Source organism: Pukyongiella litopenaei, from assembly GCF_003008555.2.
Classification (GTDB): domain Bacteria; phylum Pseudomonadota; class Alphaproteobacteria; order Rhodobacterales; family Rhodobacteraceae; genus Pukyongiella; species Pukyongiella litopenaei.
The window spans coordinates 719976-738812 of record NZ_CP027665.1 but is presented as its reverse complement, the minus strand read 5'-3'; the positions used below and the strand labels follow the sequence as shown (position 1 = coordinate 738812).

Below are 18837 nucleotides of genomic sequence, written 5' to 3'. Positions count from 1 at the left end.
CTCAGCGGATGGTCGTGCGGGTTTGCATCCGCCCGATTTCCTCCCCCTCCCGCAGCAGCCGCACGGTGCCGGTATAGAGACCCGGCGCCCAGCGGTCGGCGTTGCGCCGCTTGCCGCCGGCGCGGAAGAACCGGGCCTGTTCCCGGTCCAGAACCATCGCCTGATCGAACAGGATGCCCTGGGGCCCGTCGATGCGCAGCGTCATACGGTCGCCGGTCCGTCCGCCGAAGGCATAGCCGAACAGCACGAGCGCGTCGGCCCCGGCCGGGATCGCGGGCCTAGCGGCGGTGCCATCGCGGATCGCGTCATATCCGGGCAGGGCAGGGGCGAACCCGGCCTCGAGCATCCCGCCGGCGACATAGGCCGGCGGCGTTTGCCAGAGTGTCTGGCCGTTGCCGCCGCATCCTGAGGCGGCGGGTGCAAACGGGTCGATCACCGCACCGTTCCGGCGCAGGGTCAGATGCAGGTGCGGAAACTGGGTCAGGCCCGACATCCCGACCCGGCCCAGCCGGTCGCCGCGATCCACGGCCTGTCCGACACGGACCGCAACCGACATCCGGGCAAGGTGGCAATACTGGGTCTCGTAGCCGTCGGCATGGCTCAGGCGCACCCCGTTGCCGCATTCGCGCCCCTCGATGTCGCCCGCCGCCATGTCCGCGCCGGTATCGGCCATGCCGTCGCGGATCGCGGTCACCACGCCCGGCGCGGCGGCCAGGACATCGACGCCAGCCCGCAGGGCCGCCCGTGTCGGCAGCGCGAAATCGGTGCCCGTGTGGCCGTCATAGCTCAGCCCGCCGCAGCGGTAATCGCGTTTGCCGTCGCCGGGGTCATGGTCGACGTAATTCTGGATATGGCAGCCGTCACCGGGGGTGCAGTCGATGGGCAGCGAGAGGCCGAAACCGCCGGCACCGGCGGACAACGGCAGCACCACGCAGGCGATCCCGGCCAGCGCGGCGCGGAGACCAAAACCCGGAACCCCACCGGTCCGCACCCGCGCGGCGCGGTCTTCGCGGTGTTCCGACCCGGGCATGGGCGATCCGGTGCCGCGGGCGGTGTCGGGCACCGACCCGCAGCATCGTGGCATCAGTTGGCGGTCAGCAGCGGCGGCTTGTCGCCGGGCAGGCGCGGCTTTGCCGGGCCGTCGATCTTCAGGTCCAGCTTGCCGTCCTTGACGCCGACATGGACGACACCGCCCTTGGCCAGCTTGCCGAACAGCAGTTCCTCGGCCAGGGGCTTCTTGATGTGTTCCTGGATGACGCGGCCCAGCGGGCGGGCGCCCATCTTGTCGTCATAGCCCTTGTCGGCGATCCATTCTGCCGCCGGGCGGGTCAGGTCGATGCTGACCCCGCGGTCGAGCAGTTGCACCTCGAGCTGGAGCACGAATTTCTCGACCACCTGCAGGATCACGTCCTTGGGCAGCGTCGCAAACGAGATCACCGCGTCCAGCCGGTTGCGGAACTCCGGCGTGAAGGTCCGTTCGATCGCGGCGGTGTCTTCGCCCTCGCGCCGGTCGCGGCCGAACCCGATGGCGGATTGCGCCTGTTCGGCGGCCCCTGCATTCGAGGTCATGATCAGCACCACGTTGCGGAAACTGACGGTGCGGCCGTTGTGATCGGTCAGTTCGCCATGATCCATCACCTGCAGCAGGATGTTGTAGACATCCGGGTGCGCCTTTTCGATCTCGTCCAGCAGCAGCACGCAATGCGGGTGCTGGTCGACGCCGTCGGTCAGCATCCCGCCCTGGTCAAAGCCGACATAGCCCGGCGGTGCGCCGATCAGGCGCGACACCGCGTGTTTCTCCATGTATTCCGACATGTCGAACCGCAGCAGTTCGACGCCCAGCTGGTCGGCGAGTTGCTTGGCCACCTCGGTCTTGCCGACCCCGGTGGGACCGGCGAACAGGTAGTTGCCGATCGGTTTTTCCGGCTCGCGCAGCCCGGCGCGGGCCAGCTTGATCGCCGAGCTGAGCGCTTCGATGGCCTTGTCCTGGCCGAACACTACCCGCTTGAGCGATTTCTCCAGGTCCTTGAGCACCTCGGCATCGTCCTTGGACACGTTCTTGGGCGGGATGCGCGCGATCTTGGCGACCACGCCCTCGATTTCCTTGGTGCCGATGGTCTTGCGCCGTTTCGCGGCGATCACCAGGTGCTGCGCGGCCCCGGCCTCGTCGATCACGTCGATGGCGCTGTCGGGCAGCTTGCGGTCGTTGATGTAGCGCGCGGCCAGCTCGGCGGCGGTCTTGATCGCGTCGGCGGTGTATTTGACGCCGTGATGTTCCTCGAAATAGGGCTTCAGCCCCTTGAGGATCTTCACCGAATCCTCGACCGAGGGTTCGTTCACGTCGATCTTCTGGAACCGGCGCGACAGGGCGCGGTCCTTCTCGAAATGTTGGCGGAATTCCTTGTAGGTGGTCGAACCCATGGTGCGCAGCTTGCCGCCCTGCAGCGCGGGTTTCAGCAGGTTCGAGGCGTCCATCGCCCCGCCCGACGTGGCCCCGGCGCCGATCACGGTGTGGATCTCGTCGATGAACAGCACCGCGTCGGGATGTTCCTCGAGCTCGGTGACGACCGCCTTGAGACGTTCCTCGAAATCGCCGCGATAGCGGGTGCCGGCCAGCAGCGCCCCCATGTCGAGCGAATAGATCGTGGTGCCGAGCAGCACTTCGGGGGTTTCGCCGGCCACGATCTTGCGGGCCAGGCCCTCGGCGATGGCGGTCTTGCCGACGCCGGGGTCGCCCACCAGCAGCGGGTTGTTCTTGCGGCGCCGGCACAACACCTGGATGCAGCGTTCGACCTCGTCGTCACGGCCGATCAGCGGATCGACACCGCCCTCGCGGGCCTTGGCGTTGAGATCGACGCAATATTTGCCCAGCGCGCTTTCCTTGCGTTCGGTTTCGGGCGGGGCCGAGGTTTCCTCGTCCGCTTCGGGGGCGCCGGTGACGGGCCGCGCTTCGTCAAAGGCGGAATTCTTGGCAACCCCGTGGGCGATGAAATTCACCGCGTCGAACCGGGTCATGTCCTGTTCCTGCAGGAAATAGGCGGCGTTGCTTTCGCGTTCGGCAAAGATCGCGACCAGCACGTTGGCGCCGGTCACCTCGGTCCGGCCCGAGGATTGCACATGGATCGCAGCGCGCTGGATCACCCGCTGGAAGGCGGCGGTCGGCACCGCCTCGGATCCTTCGATGTCGGTCACCAGGTTCGACAGGTCCTCGTCGACGAACTCGGTCAGGGTGGCGCGCAGCTCGTCGATATTGACATTGCAGGCCTGCATGACGCGGGCGGCATCCGGTTCGTCCAGCAGCGCCAGCAGCAGATGTTCCAGCGTCGCGAATTCGTGGCGGCGCTCATTGGCGAGCGCGAGCGCGGCGTGAATTGCCTGTTCCAATGTGTTCGAGAATGAAGGCACGCGGGTGCTCCTTCTGTGCTGTTGGCAGGACGTATCGCCGCCAAGCATGTCTTTATTGTCTTAGAGTTTGGTTGATCGTGCTCAGGCTTCAAGGCTTTTCTTGAAATTCGTGGTCACAAATGCCGTGACCGTGACCTGAAACGCGGCGGAATCCGGGGTCAGAATCGATCCTTGCGGGCGCGGATTTCGGCAAAGACCGCCGCCGGGTCCGCGCCGTCCATGCCCAGGTTGCGCTGGATGGCGGCATCGCCCGCGCGCAGGAACGGGTTGGTGGCCAGTTCCAGCGCCAGGGTCGACGGCACGGTGGCCTCGCCGGCGGCCCGGGCGCGGGCGATTTCGGCCACGCGCGCCGCCAGCGCCGGGTTGTCGGGATCCACGGTAACGGCGAACCGCCCGTTGGTCTCGGTGTATTCATGGCCCGAACAGACCGTGGTTTCGGGGGGCAGGGCGGCGAGCTTCGACAGCGATGCCCACATCTGCGGCATGGTGCCTTCGAACACCCGCCCGCAGCCCAGCGCCATCAGGCTGTCGGCGGTGAACACCACGGCGCTGGCGGGGAAATGGAACGCGACATGGCCGACGGTGTGGCCGGACACGTCGATCACCGAACCGGTCTCGGCGCCGATCTGCATGCGGTCGCCCTCGGCCACCGCGTGGTCCAGCGGCGGCAGCCGGTGCGCGTCCGCCGCGGCGCCCGTGACCTGGGCGTCATGCACCGCCAGCAGGTCGGGCAGCCCGTCGATATGATCGTAATGGTGATGGGTCAGCAGCACCTGCGTCGCGGTCCAGCCCCGGTCGGCCAGGGCGTCGAGGATCGGTGCGGCCTCGGGCACGTCGACCACCGCCGTTTCCCCGCTGGCATCGTCATGGGCAAGGAAGGCATAATTGTCTGCAAGACACGGGATGGTGACGATCTCAAGGGGCATGGCCATTCGTCCTTTGGGTGCTAATCTACGCAAAACTCGTGGCCAGACTGACCGAACGACCGGACGACTGCAATGCATCTCGACGTGCAGGACCTGCGCAACTTCTACTATCGCAGCACTCTGGGCCGGGCGGCGCAGGCGGCGATCCGCACGCGGGTGCTGGAATTCTGGCCCGAATCCGGCTGCAAGGGGCAGACGGTGGCGGGGTTCGGGTTCGCGGTGCCGCTGCTGCGCCCCTACCTCGCGGATGCCCGCCGGATGATCGCGCTGATGCCGGGGCCGCAGGGGGTGATGCCCTGGCCGGCGGGGATGCCCAATGTCTCGGTGCTGACCGAGGAAACGATGTGGCCGGTGGATACCGGGCGCGTGGACCGGCTGCTGGTGATGCACGGGCTGGAAACCTCGGAACGCCCGTCGCGGCTGCTGCAGGAATGCTGGCGCGCGCTGGGGCCGGGCGGGCGGGTGCTGTTCATCGTGCCGAACCGGGCCGGGCTGTGGTCGCGCAGCGACGCCACGCCCTTTGGCTATGGCCAGCCCTATACGGCGGGTCAACTCGAGGCGCAGCTGCGGCGGCACGATTTCTTTCCCGAAGGCCATGGCTCGGCCCTCTACCAGCCGCCGTCGTCACGCCGGTTCTGGCTTCGGGCCGGTCCGCTGTTTGAACGGGTCGGGCGGCGCATGCCCACGGTGCTGGCCGGCGGGGTGGTGCTGGTCGAGGCGGTCAAGCGCGTGCAGCCGCGCGGAAAGCGGATCGTGAAAGAGCGCGAAACCCGTCCGGTGCGGGCGCCGGCGGGACTGGCCGAACCGGTCTGATCGCGCGGCTGAAAGCGCCCGGATTCGGTCAATCCGACAATTATGCGACGATTTTTTTGCACGGGGCGGGGCGCAAAGGGTCGCAGATGGCGTAAGGCGTTGATAACGCGAAATATCCCTTTCCAGGGGGTTTTCCCATAGCCTGTTGCGGGACCGTGAACGCTCTGCTACATCGACGCTGATTTTTGATCCCTGCCAGCAATGGCGGGGTTTCTTCACGCCCCGGAGGCCGCGGTGGGGGCCGCAAACCGGGCCCAATGTCGAAAGGGTGGACGTGTCCGAACCAGCTTCGATTTCCGCGGGGATTGCCGCGCGGTATGCCACGGCGATCTTCGAGATCGCGCAGGAAAGCAAAGGCCTCGACGGGCTGGAAACCGGAATCAACGACCTGGCCGCGGCGCTGGACGACAGCGCCGACCTGCGGTCGCTGATCGCGTCGCCGCTGGTTGCGCGGTCGGATCAGCGCGCCGCGATCACCGCGATTGCGTCCAGGATGGAGCTGGCCCCGGTGCTGCAGAACGCGCTGGCGCTGATGGCCGAGAAGCGCCGCCTGTTCGTGGTGCCGCAGCTGATCGCCGCCCTGCGCGCCAGGCTGGCCGAGGCCCGTAACGAAGTGACCGCCGAAGTGAGCTCGGCGAAGGCCCTGACCAAGGCGCAGTCGGACAAGCTGGCCAAGGTGCTGACCGCGAATGTGGGCAAGACCGTCAACATCAATGCGACCGTCGACGAAAGCCTCGTCGGCGGTCTTGTCGTCAAGGTGGGCTCGAAGATGATCGACACCTCGATCCGCTCCAAGCTCAATTCCCTCCAGAATGCAATGAAAGAGGTCGGATAAATGGGTATCCAAGCAGCAGAGATTTCTGCGATCCTGAAGGACCAGATCAAGAATTTCGGTCAGGAAGCCGAAGTGGCCGAAGTCGGCCGCGTGCTCAGCGTCGGCGACGGTATTGCCCGTGTGTATGGCCTCGACAACGTGCAGGCCGGTGAAATGGTCGAGTTTCCCGGCGGCATCATGGGGATGGCGCTGAACCTCGAATCCGACAATGTCGGCGTCGTGATCTTCGGGTCCGACCGGGACATCAAGGAAGGCGACACCGTCAAGCGGACCGCGTCGATCGTGGACGTGCCGGTGGGCGATGCGCTGCTCGGGCGCGTGGTCGACGGCCTCGGCAACCCGCTGGACGGCAAGGGCCCGATCGCGACCGAGACCCGCGGCATCGCGGACGTCAAGGCGCCCGGCATCATCCCGCGCAAATCGGTGCATGAACCGATGGCAACCGGCCTGAAATCGGTGGACGCGATGATCCCGATCGGCCGTGGCCAGCGGGAACTGATCATCGGCGACCGCCAGACCGGCAAGACCGCCGTGGCGCTCGACACGATCCTGAACCAGAAGGTCTATAACGAGGCCGCGGGCGACGACGAGAGCAAGAAGCTCTACTGCGTCTATGTCGCGGTGGGCCAGAAACGGTCGACCGTCGCGCAGCTGGTGAAGAAGCTCGAGGAAACCGGCGCGATGGAATATTCCATCGTCGTGGCCGCGACCGCGTCAGACCCGGCGCCGATGCAGTTCCTCGCCCCCTATTCGGCGACCGCGATGGCGGAGTTTTTCCGCGACAACGGCCGCCACGCGCTGATCATCTACGATGACCTGTCGAAACAGGCCGTCAGCTATCGCCAGATGTCGCTGCTGCTGCGCCGCCCGCCGGGGCGCGAAGCCTATCCGGGCGACGTTTTCTATCTGCACTCGCGCCTGCTCGAACGTTCGGCCAAGCTGAACGAGGATTTCGGCGCCGGGTCGCTGACCGCGCTGCCGATCATCGAAACCCAGGGCGGCGACGTGTCGGCCTTTATCCCGACCAACGTGATCTCGATCACCGACGGCCAGATCTTCCTTGAAACCGAACTGTTCTTCCAGGGTATCCGCCCGGCCGTGAACACCGGTCTGTCGGTGTCGCGCGTGGGCTCGTCGGCCCAGACCAATGCGATGAAATCGGTTGCCGGCTCGGTGAAGCTGGAACTGGCGCAGTATCGCGAAATGGCGGCCTTTGCCCAGTTCGGCTCGGATCTCGACGCGGCCACCCAGGCGCTGCTGAACCGTGGCGCCCGCCTGACCGAGCTGATGAAACAGCCGCAATATTCGCCGCTGACCAACGCGGAAATCGTCTGCGTCATCTTCGCCGGTATCTCTGGCTACCTGGACAAGATCGCCGTGCGCGACGTGGGCCGTTTCGAAACCGGCCTGCTGGCGCATCTGCGCGGCAAGCACCAGGATCTGCTGGACTGGATCACCAACGAAGATCCCAAGATCAAGGATGAAGCCGCAGACCGGATGAAGGCCGCGCTCGACGAATTCGCCGCCGATTTCGCCTGATATCGACTTCGCAGAAGGAGAGATAAGGCGATGCCAAGTCTCAAGGATCTAAGGAACCGGATCGAGTCGGTCAAATCGACCCGCAAGATCACCAAGGCGATGCAGATGGTGGCCGCGGCGAAACTTCGCCGCGCCCAGGAAGCCGCCGAGGACGCCCGTCCCTATGCCGAACGGTTCGGCGCGGTGATGGCCGGGCTGGCCGCCTCGATGGCCGGCAACGAAGCGGCGCCCGCGCTCCTGCGCGGCACCGGTTCGGACCAGGTGCATCTGCTGGTGGTCATGACCGCCGAGCGCGGGCTGTGCGGCGGTTTCAACACCAATATCGCCAAGCTCGCCCGCCAGCATGCGGCCGAGCTGAAGGCCAAGGGCAAGACCGTGAAGGTGCTGACCGTCGGCAAGAAGGGCCGCGATCAGCTCAAACGCGATTTCGCCGATGATTTCGTGGGTCATGTCGACCTGTCCGAGGTCAAGAAGGTCGGATATGTGAACGCGCAGGACATCGCGCGCGACGTCATCGCCCGCTTTGACGCCGGCGAATTCGACGTGGCGACGATCTTCTTTTCGCATTTCGTCAACGTGGTCACCCAGACCCCGACCGCGGTGCAGATCGTCCCCGCCGCCTTCGAGACGGACGAGGATGACGCCGGCGCGGGAACCGTGTTCGACTATGAACCTGACGAAGGCGAGATCCTGGCCGACCTGCTGCCGCGCGGCGTGGCCACCCAGATATTCAGCGCGCTGCTGGAAAACGGTGCGTCCGAACAGGGCGCGCGGATGTCCGCGATGGACAACGCCACCCGCAACGCGGGCGACATGATCGACAGGCTGACCATCGAGTTCAACCGTTCGCGCCAGGCCGTGATCACCAACGAGCTGATTGAAATCATTTCGGGCGCCGAGGCGCTCTAAGAGAACCGGAGACGAAACATGGCGAATGCAAAAGGCAAAGTCACGCAGATCATCGGGGCCGTCGTCGACGTGCAGTTCGATGATCACCTGCCCGAGATCCTGAACGCGCTGGTCACCGAGAACCAGGGCAAGAAACTGGTGCTCGAGGTTGCGCAGCACCTCGGCGAAAGCACGGTCCGGACCATCGCGATGGATGCCACCGAAGGTCTCGTGCGCGGCGCAGAAGTGTCGGATACCGGCGCGCCGATCTCGGTGCCGGTGGGCAACGCGACCCTGGGCCGTATCCTGAACGTCGTCGGCGAACCGGTCGACGAAAAGGGCCCGGTGAACGCAACGGAAACCCGCCCGATCCACGCCGAGGCACCCGAATTCGCGGAACAGTCCACGGAATCGGAAATCCTGGTCACCGGCATCAAGGTGGTCGACCTGCTCGCGCCCTATTCGAAGGGCGGCAAGATCGGCCTGTTCGGCGGCGCCGGCGTCGGCAAGACGGTTCTGATCATGGAACTGATCAACAACATCGCCAAGGTGCACTCGGGCTTCTCGGTGTTTGCCGGTGTGGGCGAACGGACCCGTGAGGGCAACGACCTTTACTGGGAAATGATCGAATCCAACGTGATCAAGCCCGACAACCTGGAAGACAGCCAGGTGGCGCTTGTATACGGCCAGATGAACGAACCTCCGGGGGCGCGGGCCCGCGTGGCGCTGACCGGCCTGACGCTGGCCGAGCAGTTCCGCGACCAGTCCGGCACCGACGTGCTGTTTTTCGTCGACAACATCTTCCGCTTTACCCAGGCCGGTTCGGAAGTGTCGGCGCTGCTGGGCCGTATTCCTTCGGCCGTGGGCTATCAGCCGACGCTGGCGACCGACATGGGCGCGCTGCAGGAACGCATCACCTCGACCAAGCAGGGCTCGATCACCTCGGTGCAGGCCATCTATGTGCCCGCGGACGACCTGACCGACCCGGCGCCGGCAACCTCGTTTGCCCACCTCGACGCCACCACGGTTCTGTCGCGTGCGATTTCCGAGCTCGGCATCTACCCGGCGGTGGACCCGCTCGATTCGACCTCGCGGATCCTCGACCCGGCGATCGTCGGCGAAGAGCATTACCAGGTGGCCCGCGACGTGCAGGGGATCCTGCAGCGCTACAAGTCGCTCCAGGACATCATCGCCATTCTCGGCATGGACGAACTGAGCGAAGAGGACAAGCTGACCGTGGCCCGCGCCCGTAAGATCCAGCGGTTCCTGTCGCAGCCCTTCGACGTGGCCGAAGTGTTCACCGGGTCGCCCGGCGTGCAGGTGCCGCTCGAGGAAACGATCGCGTCGTTCAAGGCGGTTGTGGCCGGTGAATACGACCACCTGCCCGAAGGCGCGTTCTACATGGTCGGCGGTATCGACGAGGTGATCGCCAAGGCCGAGAAGATGGCCGCAGACGCGGCCTGAGGAGAGCTGAATGGCTGACACGATGCAATTCGACCTGGTGAGCCCGGAGCGGAGCCTCGCGTCGCTCCAGGTCACCTCGGTCCGCATTCCGGGCGCCGATGGCGACATGACGGCGATGCCCGATCATGCCCCCGTCATCACCACCCTGCGCCCCGGCATCCTTCATGTGGAAAGCGCCGAAGGCACGGCGGAATATGCCGTGACCGGCGGGTTCGCGCAGATCGCATCCTCCGGCACCTCGGTGCTGGCCGAAAAGGCGATGCCGGTGGCCGAGGTGAAGGCCGAGGATCTCGACGCGATCGTCGCCGCGGCCGAGGCCGGCGTCAAGGACACCGAAGGAGCCGCCTGCGACGCAGCCGAAAAGCTGCTCGCCGATCTGGCCGCGCTGCGGGCTGCGCTGAACATCTGACGCAGCCGGCCCCGCGCAACAGAAATCCAGGCCGGTCCCGGAAACGGGGCCGGTCTTTTCCGTCGGCACCGGACCCCGCCGGACGGACCGATGCCGCCGGGACATCGCGCGCCGGAGCCGGATCGCGCCCGGTTGTGATCCGGCCAATCGACAATTTGACAATACCAACAGACGGTTGTGCAATCGCTTGATGTTCAGGATGTTGTCGCCTGGAATTGGTCTGGTCGCGCGTTGACATGCGTTCGGTCCGGGGGAACTGTGAGCCGATGAAGACACTGCAAAACCACCGTATCGGGATCGAACAGGGCGAGGTCCTGATGTTTTCCGACTTCGAGCATGGCGGCGAGATGTGGTCCGGCGACGGCCCCCGCGAATGTTGCAAGTCGGTTCGGTTCCCGACGGCGTTCCGCAATGCGCCTGCCGTGCAGGTGGCGGTTGTGTTGTGGGACGTGTCTCCGGATGCCGCGCTTCGGGCCGAACTGCGCGCGCGCGACATCACGCCCGACGGGTTCGAACTGGTGTTCAACACCTGGGGCGACACCCGCATCGCGCGTCTGCGCGTGTCTTGGATGGCCATCGGCGAGGCCGCCCATGATGATGACTGGGATCTCGGCTGAGGGTTTGCCCGGCGGCGATCAGCCCGCGCTGTAGAGAGATTCGTAGATCGGTCCGAGCGTGTCGTCGTCGAACAGCGACGAGACCGAGGTGCCGTTCCAGATGTTCAGGATCGCCTGGGTGAACAGGGGCGCGGTGGGCACGATGCGGATGTTGTCGCAGGCCCTGACAGGGGCGCTCGGCTGGATCGAATCCGTGATGACCAGCGACTTCATCACCGATTTCCCGACCCGTTCGACCGCCGGGCCGCTCATCACCCCGTGCGTGATGTAGGAATGGACCTCGTTGGCGCCGTTTTCGATCAGGACTTCGGCCGCCTTGCACAGCGTGCCGGCCGTGTCGCAGATGTCATCGACGATCAGGCAGGTCTTGCCTTTTACGTCGCCGATGACCGTCATCTCGGCGATTTCACCGGGTTTCTCGCGGCGCTTGTCCACGATCGCCAGCGGGGCGTTGATCCGCTTGGCCAGTTCGCGGGCGCGGGCGACGCCGCCGACATCGGGCGAGACCACCATCAATTCGCCCATGCGGTCGCGGAAGGCGGTCTTGATGTCCAGCGCAAAGACCGGCGAGGCATAAAGGTTGTCGACCGGGATGTCGAAGAAGCCCTGGATCTGGGCCGCGTGCAGGTCCATCGTCAGCACCCGTTCGATCCCGGCCCCGGCAATCATGTTCGCCACCAGCTTGGCCGAAATCGGCGTGCGGGCCTTGGTGCGGCGATCCTGTCGGGCATAGCCGAAATAGGGGATCACGGCGGTGGTGCGCCGGGCCGAGGACCGCCGCATCGCGTCGGCGATGATCAGCAGTTCCATGAGATTGTCATTGGCCGGGTTCGAGGTCGGCTGGATGATGAACATGTCCTCGCCGCGGACGTTTTCGTAAACCTCGACAAAGATTTCGGCATCGTTGAACCGTTCCACTCGGGCATCCACCAGCCCGGTATGCACGCCCCGGTGCATGGTCATTCGCTTGGCGATGGCCCGGGCCAGAGGCAGGTTGGCATTTCCCGAAATCAGTTTCGGTTCGGTCAGAGTCGGCATGTGCAGATTTCCCCGGCAGCTAGGGCATGTGACAGATTCGTGATGGTTGACACCGCTTAGCACGGGGCTACCGTCGCGCCAAAGCGTTTGCCGCGAGAGGAGAGCCGGATGGCCCATATCGACTACTTTTTCGCAACAATCTCGCCATTCACCTACCTCGCCGGCACGCGGCTGGAAGACATCGCCGCCCGGCACGGTGCCACCGTCACCTACAAGCCGCTGGACATCATCGCGCTGTTCGGGCGCACCGGCGGGCAGCCCCTCGGGGACCGGCACCCGTCGCGGCAGCAGTATCGCCTGCAGGAACTGCGGCGGCAGGCGCGCAAGACCGGGTTGCCGCTGAACCTGAAACCGGCGCACTGGCCCACCAACGCCGCACCCGCCGCCTATGCGCTGATCGCGGCCCAGAAGACCGGCGGCGGCGATCTGGGCGCGCTCGCACATGGGCTGACGCGGGCCTGCTGGGCCGAAGACCGCGACGTGGCCGATGATGCGGTGATCCGCGACTGCCTGGCGGCGGCGGGGTTCGACCCGTCGCTGGCCGACAGCGGCCTTCTGGTGGGGGCCGAAACCTATGCGGCCAATCTCGAGGAGGCGGTGGAGCGGGGCGTGTTCGGCGCGCCCTTCTACATCACCGGCGACGATGCGCGGTTCTGGGGGCAGGACCGGCTCGACGATCTCGATGCCCATCTCGCGGAGGTCGCGGCATGAGCGGCGGCGGCGCCATCCCGCAGCCGCTTTTCGTGCGCAGTTTCGGGCAGGGCCCGCGCCGGGCGCTGGCGCTGCATTGCACGATTGCCCATTCCGGCGCGTGGCGCGGGCTGGCGGCGCAGATGGACAGCGAACTCACGCTGGTCACACCCGACATGCTGAGCCATGGGCGCAGTCCCGACTGGGATCGCCAAGGCGATTTTCCCGACCGGATGTTCGAGGCGGTCGAGCCGCTGCTGGAGCCCGGGATGGATGTGATCGGCCACAGCTTCGGGGCCACGGTCGCGTTGCGGCTGGCGGCCAGCTTTCCCGAGCGGGTGCGCAGCCTGACGCTGCTCGAACCGGTCATGTTCTGCGTCGCGATTGCCGATGCTCCGGGCACCATCGCGTCCCACGATGCCGAGATCAGGCCGGTCTTTGAGGCGCTGGATGCCGGTGACGATGCGTTGGGCGCGCGGCTGTTCAACCGCATGTGGGGCGATACCGGCGGGCCGCGCTGGGACCAGATGCCCGAACAGATGCGGGCCGCGATGGTGCGCGGCATCCATGTCCTGCCGGCGTCCGTTTCGGCGACGAACGAGGACAGGCCCGGCATATTGCGGCCCGGCGTCCTGGATCGGCTGACGATGCCGGTGGCGATCCTGCGCGGCGGCGCCAGCCATCCCAGCATGGTGCCGATCTGCGACGGGCTGGCCGCCCGGATCGCGGGCGCGCGCAACATCGTGGTCGATGGCGCCGGGCACATGCTGCCGGTCACCCGTCCCGAGGACGCCGCGGCCCACCTGCGGGCGCTTCTGGCCGCCTCCCCGGGCTGACTCCCCGGACTGAGCGGGCCGGGGTCAGAGCAACGCCAGGAACCGGTCGATCTCGGATTGCGGGATCGACCAGTCGCAGACCAGCCGGCAGGCCAGCATTTCGGCCTCGTCCGGGCCATCCAGGTCGGCGCTGCCCCACAGGTGATACTGCGCACCCGCATCGTGCAGGCGGCGATGGGTGGCACGCGGGAAGCTGGCAAAGACGATGTTGGCCTGCGGCTTGAACAGGAACTCCGCGCCTTTCGCGCGCAGCCCTTCGGCCAGCCGGGCACAGTTCGAATTTGCCTGCCGCGCGGTGGTCAGCCACAGGTCGTCGCGCAGATAGGCCGCCATCTGCGCCGACAGGTAGCGATGCTTGGAAAACAGATGCGCGCCGCGCTTGCGGCGCAGTTCGAATTCCCAAGCCTTCGAGGGCTCGAACAGGATCACCGCCTCGACCCCCATGCAGCCATTCTTGGTCCCGCCAAGGCTGAGCGCGTCGATACCCGATTTCCAGGTCATCTCGGCCGGGCTGCAGCCCAGCGTGACCAGCGCATTGGCCATCCGGGCGCCGTCCATATGCACCGGCAGGCCGAATTCCCGCGCCACGCCGGTCAGCGCACGCAGGTCATCCAGCGCATAAACGCCGCCGCGTTCGGTGGCCTGGGTGATCGACACCGGCCCGCGTTTCGGCCCATGCACGCCGCGCGTGCCTTCGGCCGCGATCGCCGCGCGCAGCGCATCCGCGCTCATCCGGTCGCCGCCCGGCACCAGCGTCAGCTTAGCGCCGCCGGTGAAGAACTCCGGCGCGTTGCACTCGTCTTCGTGGATATGGGCGACGGGCGAACAGAACACGGTCTCGTAGGGCTGGCACAGGGTCGCCAGCGCCAGCGCATTGGCCGCCGTTCCGGTCGCGACCAGATAGACCGCCGCCTCGGGCGCCTCGAAGATATCGCGCAGGCGCGTCCGAACCTCGTCCATCAGCGCGTCATCGCCATAGGCCCAGGCATGGCCCGTGTTGGCATCGGCCAGCGCGGCCATGATGTCGGGATGCACCGGCCCGGAATTGTCGGAGGCAAAGAACATCAGAGCGGCTCCTCGATGATGTGATCGTCCCAGTCGTCTTCGTCGACCGCGAACTCGGGCACGGTCATGTTGCGCACCGAAACCCCGGCGCTGTGCACCGTTTCCGGATCGCCCGAGATCAGCGGATGCCAGTCATGGAGCGGGCGGCCCTCGTGGACCAGCCGATAGGCGCAGGTGGCGGGCATCCAATAAAGATTGTCGTCGATATTCGAGGGCGACAGCACGATGCAGTCGGGAACGAACTGGTGACGGATCTCATACTGGGCGCAGCGGCAGGTCGCGTCGTCCAGCAGGCGGCAGGCCACGCGGGTCAGCGCCACCTCGCCGGTTTCCTCGTCCTCGAGCTTGTTCAGGCAGCATTTGCCGCAGCCGTCGCACAGCGCCTCCCATTCCCGCCGGGACAGGTCGCGCAGCGGCTTGCGTTCCCAGAACCGCGGCGGCAGCCCGGTGCGGTCGATCAGGTCGCTCACAGCGCCGCCAGCAGGTCGCGGGCGCGGTCGCAATCGGCCTGCATCTGCGCGACCAGCGCGTCGAGCCCGTCGAATGTCGCTTCGGGGCGCAGGTAATCGACCAGCGCGACCGACAGGGTGGCGCCATAGAGATCGCCCGAGAAATCGAACAGGAAGGTTTCGAGATTGGGCACGTCGCCGTCGAACATCGGGCGGATGCCCAGGCTGGCCGCGCCCCGGTAGCAGCCGGCATTGGGGCCGTCGAGCACATCGACCAGCACCGCGTAAACGCCATAGGCGGGGCGGTGCAGCCCCTCGATCGAGATGTTCGCGGTCGGAAAGCCCAGTTCGCGGCCGCGCTGTTCGCCACCGACCACCTGGCCCTCGATCCGGTGCCAATGGCCCAGCATCGCCGCGGCATCACGCGGGCGGCCTTCGGTCAGCGCGGCGCGGATCGCCGACGAGGACACCACATGCGGGCCTTCTTCGAGCAAAGGCGCAACGGTGACGCCAAAGCCCAGCTCCGCGCCCAGCCGGACCAGGTCGTCGGCATTGCCGGCCCGCGCCTTGCCGAAACAGAAATCGGCGCCGACCACCACATGGCTCAGCCCCAGCCCCCCCGCCAGCACGTCACGGGCGAATGCCTCAGGCGTCAGGCCCGCCAGCGCGGCGTTGAAATTGAGCTCATACAGCCGTTCCACACCCAGTTTCTGCAACCGGTGCGCGCGGGCGTCACGGCCCATCAGCCGAAACGGCGGGGCGTCGGGGGCAAAGAACTGGCGCGGATGCGGCTCGAAGGTCAGAACCCCCAGCGGCGCCTGCGGCGCCCGGTCGCGGGCCAGCCGGATCACCGACTGGTGACCGATATGCACGCCGTCGAAATTGCCGATCGCGACGCTGGCGCCCCGGTTCGGGGGATCGACGAACTGATAGTCTCTGATGATCCGCATGACGCCTGCCTAGCCCCCCGCGCAGGCAGGTGCAAGCGTGTGCGGCGGCCCTGGAACCGGTCAGTCGAACTTGCGGCTGGGGGCCAGAACCATGGCTTCGCCGACCAGAACCTTCTTGCCGTCCACCGCGCAATGGCAGTCGAGCTTCACCCGCCGTCTGGACATGTCGATGTCGATGACCTTGACCTCGGCATAGACCATGTCGCCGGGCCGCACCGGGGCGAGGAATTTCAGCGACTGGCCCATATAGACCGTCCCGTGGCCGGGCAGCTGTTCACCGATCACCGCCGAGATCAGACCGGCGGTCAGCATCCCGTGGGCAATCCGGCCCTGGAAAATCGTGTCGCGGGCGTAGTCATCGTCCAGGTGCACCGGGTTCCGGTCGGTCGACACCTGGGCGAACATCTCGATATCCTCGTCCGTCACCACTTTGCGCAGGTGGCGCGACATGCCCATTTCGATATCTTCGATGCAGATCGTTCCACGGGGCAGATTGTCCAGCATGTCATCCTCGCGAGTCATCGGGCAAGAAATTTCCTTATACGCAGCATGGTGCGCTGGCAACTTTATTACTTTGCAGTCGCAGAAAATCAAGGGGCCAATCGCGCGAAAATGCAGATCCGGTCCTATCGATGCGTCGCAACGGGGCATCGCCGGCTGTCGACAGCAACCTGTCGGCGGGTGCGTTCCGGCATCCGGACCCGCAAGGGAGCGCCAGACAGTTTCGACCACGTCCCGGTGACATGGCTGCACCCCGGCCCAAGCGGGCAACGGGCAGGGCGGCGGCGCGAACGGCCGTCACGCGATCAGGGGGCAGTCAGCCGGTCCCGGGTCTGCCGCCGATCAGCGCAGAAACCCGATCGCATGGCGGGGCGATGTCATTTCCCGTTGCAGATACGCCTCCAGCGCCTGCGGATCGGGCTGCGATGCGGTCCTGGTTTCGGCAGCGGCCAGGCCGCCGGTGATGAACAGCGAATCGATATCCTCGCCCATCGCGCCGGCAATGTCGGTTCCGATCCCGTCGCCGATGGCCAGGATGCGCGCATCAGGCACCAGCCGGTCGATCTCGGCCAGGCGCCGGCGGGCGAGGTCGTAGATCGGCGGATGCGGTTTGCCGAAATAGAGGCTTTCGCCGCCCATCTCGGTATAGAGTCTGGCCAGCGCCCCGGCGCACCATTCCCGCACCTCGCCCCGGTCCACCACGATATCGGGATTGGCGCAGAGCAGTTTCAGCCCTTTCTGTTTCGCATAGAGGAACCGGGGCCGCATCCCGGCCGGGTCGGCCAGAGGATCGAAAGGGCCGCAGCAGACGATGCCCTCGGCCTGTTCCAGTTCGACCCGCTCGATCGGGACGGGGTCGTGAATGACGTGGATCGGTTCAAAGAACCCCGCGTCGCGTTCCCATTCGCCCATGAACCAGACCTTGTTGCCCACCGCGCCCGAGAACATCGCCGCGCGGGCGCTGTCGCCGCTCGTGGCGATGGTGTCCCAGGCATCGTCCGGCACGCCGAACTCGACCAGCTGCCGCGCCACCCCGGCACGCGGCTTGGGCGAATTGGTGACCAGCACCACGGTGCCGCCCCGCCCGCGAAAGGCCTGCAACGCCGCTACCGCGTCCGGATAGGCGGCGACGCCATTATGCACGCAGCCCCAGAGATCGACGAACAGCGCGTCGTAGCGGTCGGAGATTTCGGCAAGCGATTCGACGATCTGGGTCATGGCGACGCTCCGTTTCGATCTGCGGTTGGCGGCGGTATGGCAGGGCGCGGGCGCGTTCACAAGCTTTGGCGGGCCGGTGCAACCGGGGCAGGGGAACGATCGGGCGCTGTCCGGTGTGGGGAAACGGGGCCGCGCACGGAGATTTGCGACCCGCGCCGCCTGCGTGCCCATCCCCCCAAACGAAATCCGGGCGGTGCGTTGCCGCGACCGTCCGGGTTTTTCTGCACGACAGGGCGCCGGAACCGCGCCCCGGTTTACGAACCGCTCAGAGTTTCAGGTTCGGGATGATCTGTTTCTTGCGGCTGACCACGCCGGGCAGGACCACGGTGTCCGAGGTCGCGCTGGCGCCAAAGCTGCTGGCCGCCAGCGATTTCACCAGGTCGTTCGGCACCAGCAGGGTCGCTTCCTCGTTCAGGATGTCCACCACGAACAGCAGAACCTGATCGACGCCATCCTCGGCGGCGACGGTCTGCATGGTCTCGATCAGGCTGTCCGTGCGCGCCAGAACGGTCGCGGGCGCGGTGGTTTCCAGCACCGACACGCGGAACCTGGTGCCCTCGACCTCGTATTCCTTACTGTCCATGCGCAGCAGTTCGGCGTCCGAGAATGCCGAGACATCGGATTTCGCCGCGAACATCTCGGCGGCGTAATCGGGGATCGAGATGCCGAGCTGGCCGGCCAGCTTCTCGGCCACGGCGCGGTCGTGGTCGGTGGTGGTGGGGCTGCGGAACTCCAGCGTGTCCGACAGGATGCAGGTCAGCATCGCGCATTTGATCCGGTTCGGCATCCGGCTCATGTCGTCGCCGATCAGGTCGTGCATGATGGTGGCGGTGCAGGCGACCGGGCGGATGGTGATGTCGATCGGGCCCTTGGTTTCCAGCCCGCCCACCAGCTTGTGATGGTCGATGATCCCCTGGATGTCGGCGCCGTTGATATTGGCGGGCAGTTCGGCGGGGTTGTTGGTGTCAACGATCACGACCGGCGTACCGTCGGCCACGTCGTCGATGATCGCCGGTTTTTCCAGTTCCCAGCGCTGGAGCATGAAGGCGGCTTCGGTGTTGGGTTCGCCCAGCAGCGCCGGGGTTGCCGGGATGCCCTTTATCTCGGACAGGTACCAGGCCCAGATGATGGGCGATCCGGTAGAGTCGGTATCGGGCGACTTGTGGCCGAAAACTTGCACGGTCATGGCAGCAA

Annotated in this window: 19 protein-coding genes; 9 read left to right on the top strand and 10 right to left on the bottom strand. The window is 66.3% G+C overall.

Going from position 1 to position 18837, the window contains the following annotated elements; translation table 11 throughout:
* Position 1: 1 nt before the first annotated feature.
* From C6Y53_RS03720 to gloB, 3 genes are all read right to left on the bottom strand, one after another.
* Positions 2 to 1030: a M23 family metallopeptidase gene (locus C6Y53_RS03720; RefSeq protein ID WP_106473949.1), complete on the bottom strand. Its 1029-nt coding sequence runs from the start codon at positions 1028 to 1030 to the stop codon at positions 2 to 4.
* Positions 1031 to 1083: 53 nt separating this feature from the next.
* Positions 1084 to 3405 (bottom strand): ATP-dependent Clp protease ATP-binding subunit ClpA, encoded by a 2322-nt coding sequence (clpA, locus tag C6Y53_RS03715; protein ID WP_106471193.1) that lies wholly within the window; start codon positions 3403 to 3405, stop codon positions 1084 to 1086.
* A 158-nt stretch (positions 3406 to 3563) separates the two neighbouring features.
* On the bottom strand, positions 3564 to 4331 hold the full coding sequence (gene gloB / locus C6Y53_RS03710) for a hydroxyacylglutathione hydrolase (protein ID WP_106473948.1): 768 nt from the start codon (positions 4329 to 4331) through the stop codon (positions 3564 to 3566).
* 72 nt (positions 4332 to 4403) lie between these two features.
* On the opposite strand from gloB, the gene C6Y53_RS03705 reads away from it, so the two are divergent.
* From C6Y53_RS03705 to C6Y53_RS03675, 7 genes are all read left to right on the top strand, one after another.
* Positions 4404 to 5144 (top strand): methyltransferase domain-containing protein, encoded by a 741-nt coding sequence (locus C6Y53_RS03705; RefSeq protein ID WP_106471192.1) that lies wholly within the window; start codon positions 4404 to 4406, stop codon positions 5142 to 5144.
* A 274-nt stretch (positions 5145 to 5418) separates the two neighbouring features.
* Positions 5419 to 5979, top strand: a complete 561-nt coding sequence (locus tag C6Y53_RS03700) for a F0F1 ATP synthase subunit delta (RefSeq protein WP_106473947.1) — start codon at positions 5419 to 5421, stop codon at positions 5977 to 5979.
* On the top strand, positions 5980 to 7518 hold the full coding sequence (gene atpA / locus C6Y53_RS03695) for a F0F1 ATP synthase subunit alpha (protein WP_106471191.1): 1539 nt from the start codon (positions 5980 to 5982) through the stop codon (positions 7516 to 7518).
* Between the two features lie 30 nt (positions 7519 to 7548).
* Positions 7549 to 8427, top strand: coding sequence for a F0F1 ATP synthase subunit gamma (locus C6Y53_RS03690; RefSeq protein ID WP_106471190.1), 879 nt, complete (start codon positions 7549 to 7551; stop codon positions 8425 to 8427).
* A gap of 18 nt (positions 8428 to 8445) precedes the next feature.
* The gene (gene atpD, locus C6Y53_RS03685; protein WP_106471189.1) at positions 8446 to 9870 is read left to right on the top strand and encodes a F0F1 ATP synthase subunit beta; all 1425 of its coding nucleotides are present in this window, start codon (positions 8446 to 8448) and stop codon (positions 9868 to 9870) included.
* A 10-nt stretch (positions 9871 to 9880) separates the two neighbouring features.
* Complete coding sequence (locus C6Y53_RS03680) at positions 9881 to 10279, top strand: F0F1 ATP synthase subunit epsilon (RefSeq protein WP_106471188.1); 399 nt, start codon at positions 9881 to 9883, stop codon at positions 10277 to 10279.
* A 266-nt stretch (positions 10280 to 10545) separates the two neighbouring features.
* Positions 10546 to 10896, top strand: a complete 351-nt coding sequence (locus C6Y53_RS03675; protein ID WP_106471187.1) for an H-type lectin domain-containing protein — start codon at positions 10546 to 10548, stop codon at positions 10894 to 10896.
* An 18-nt stretch (positions 10897 to 10914) separates the two neighbouring features.
* On the opposite strand, the gene C6Y53_RS03670 is transcribed toward C6Y53_RS03675, so the two are convergent.
* The gene (locus tag C6Y53_RS03670; protein WP_106471186.1) at positions 10915 to 11934 is read right to left on the bottom strand and encodes a ribose-phosphate pyrophosphokinase; all 1020 of its coding nucleotides are present in this window, start codon (positions 11932 to 11934) and stop codon (positions 10915 to 10917) included.
* A 108-nt stretch (positions 11935 to 12042) separates the two neighbouring features.
* Here C6Y53_RS03670 and C6Y53_RS03665 point away from each other — a divergent pair, with 108 nt between their 5' ends.
* Both C6Y53_RS03665 and C6Y53_RS03660 read left to right on the top strand, forming a co-directional pair.
* Positions 12043 to 12645 (top strand): 2-hydroxychromene-2-carboxylate isomerase, encoded by a 603-nt coding sequence (locus C6Y53_RS03665; protein ID WP_106471185.1) that lies wholly within the window; start codon positions 12043 to 12045, stop codon positions 12643 to 12645.
* A complete protein-coding gene (locus tag C6Y53_RS03660; protein ID WP_106471184.1) occupies positions 12642 to 13460 on the top strand; it encodes an alpha/beta fold hydrolase in 819 nt (272 codons plus the stop codon). The genes C6Y53_RS03665 and C6Y53_RS03660 overlap by 4 nt, the downstream gene beginning before the upstream one ends.
* A 24-nt stretch (positions 13461 to 13484) precedes the next feature.
* Here C6Y53_RS03660 and C6Y53_RS03655 read toward each other — a convergent pair whose 3' ends face one another.
* The 6 genes from C6Y53_RS03655 to C6Y53_RS03630 form a co-directional block, all read right to left on the bottom strand.
* Positions 13485 to 14525 (bottom strand): threonine aldolase family protein, encoded by a 1041-nt coding sequence (locus C6Y53_RS03655; protein WP_106471183.1) that lies wholly within the window; start codon positions 14523 to 14525, stop codon positions 13485 to 13487.
* On the bottom strand, positions 14525 to 14995 hold the full coding sequence (locus C6Y53_RS03650) for a YcgN family cysteine cluster protein (RefSeq protein WP_106471182.1): 471 nt from the start codon (positions 14993 to 14995) through the stop codon (positions 14525 to 14527). The genes C6Y53_RS03655 and C6Y53_RS03650 overlap by 1 nt, the downstream gene beginning before the upstream one ends.
* A complete protein-coding gene (locus C6Y53_RS03645; protein ID WP_106471181.1) occupies positions 14992 to 15924 on the bottom strand; it encodes a bifunctional riboflavin kinase/FAD synthetase in 933 nt (310 codons plus the stop codon). The genes C6Y53_RS03650 and C6Y53_RS03645 overlap by 4 nt, the downstream gene beginning before the upstream one ends.
* Before the next feature lie 60 nt (positions 15925 to 15984).
* Complete coding sequence (locus tag C6Y53_RS03640; RefSeq protein WP_106471180.1) at positions 15985 to 16428, bottom strand: MaoC family dehydratase; 444 nt, start codon at positions 16426 to 16428, stop codon at positions 15985 to 15987.
* Positions 16429 to 16767: 339 nt separating this feature from the next.
* The gene (locus C6Y53_RS03635) at positions 16768 to 17643 is read right to left on the bottom strand and encodes a TIGR01459 family HAD-type hydrolase (RefSeq protein WP_106473946.1); all 876 of its coding nucleotides are present in this window, start codon (positions 17641 to 17643) and stop codon (positions 16768 to 16770) included.
* A 265-nt stretch (positions 17644 to 17908) separates the two neighbouring features.
* A complete protein-coding gene (locus tag C6Y53_RS03630; protein WP_106471179.1) occupies positions 17909 to 18829 on the bottom strand; it encodes a manganese-dependent inorganic pyrophosphatase in 921 nt (306 codons plus the stop codon).
* Between the last annotated feature and the right edge of the window lie 8 nt (positions 18830 to 18837).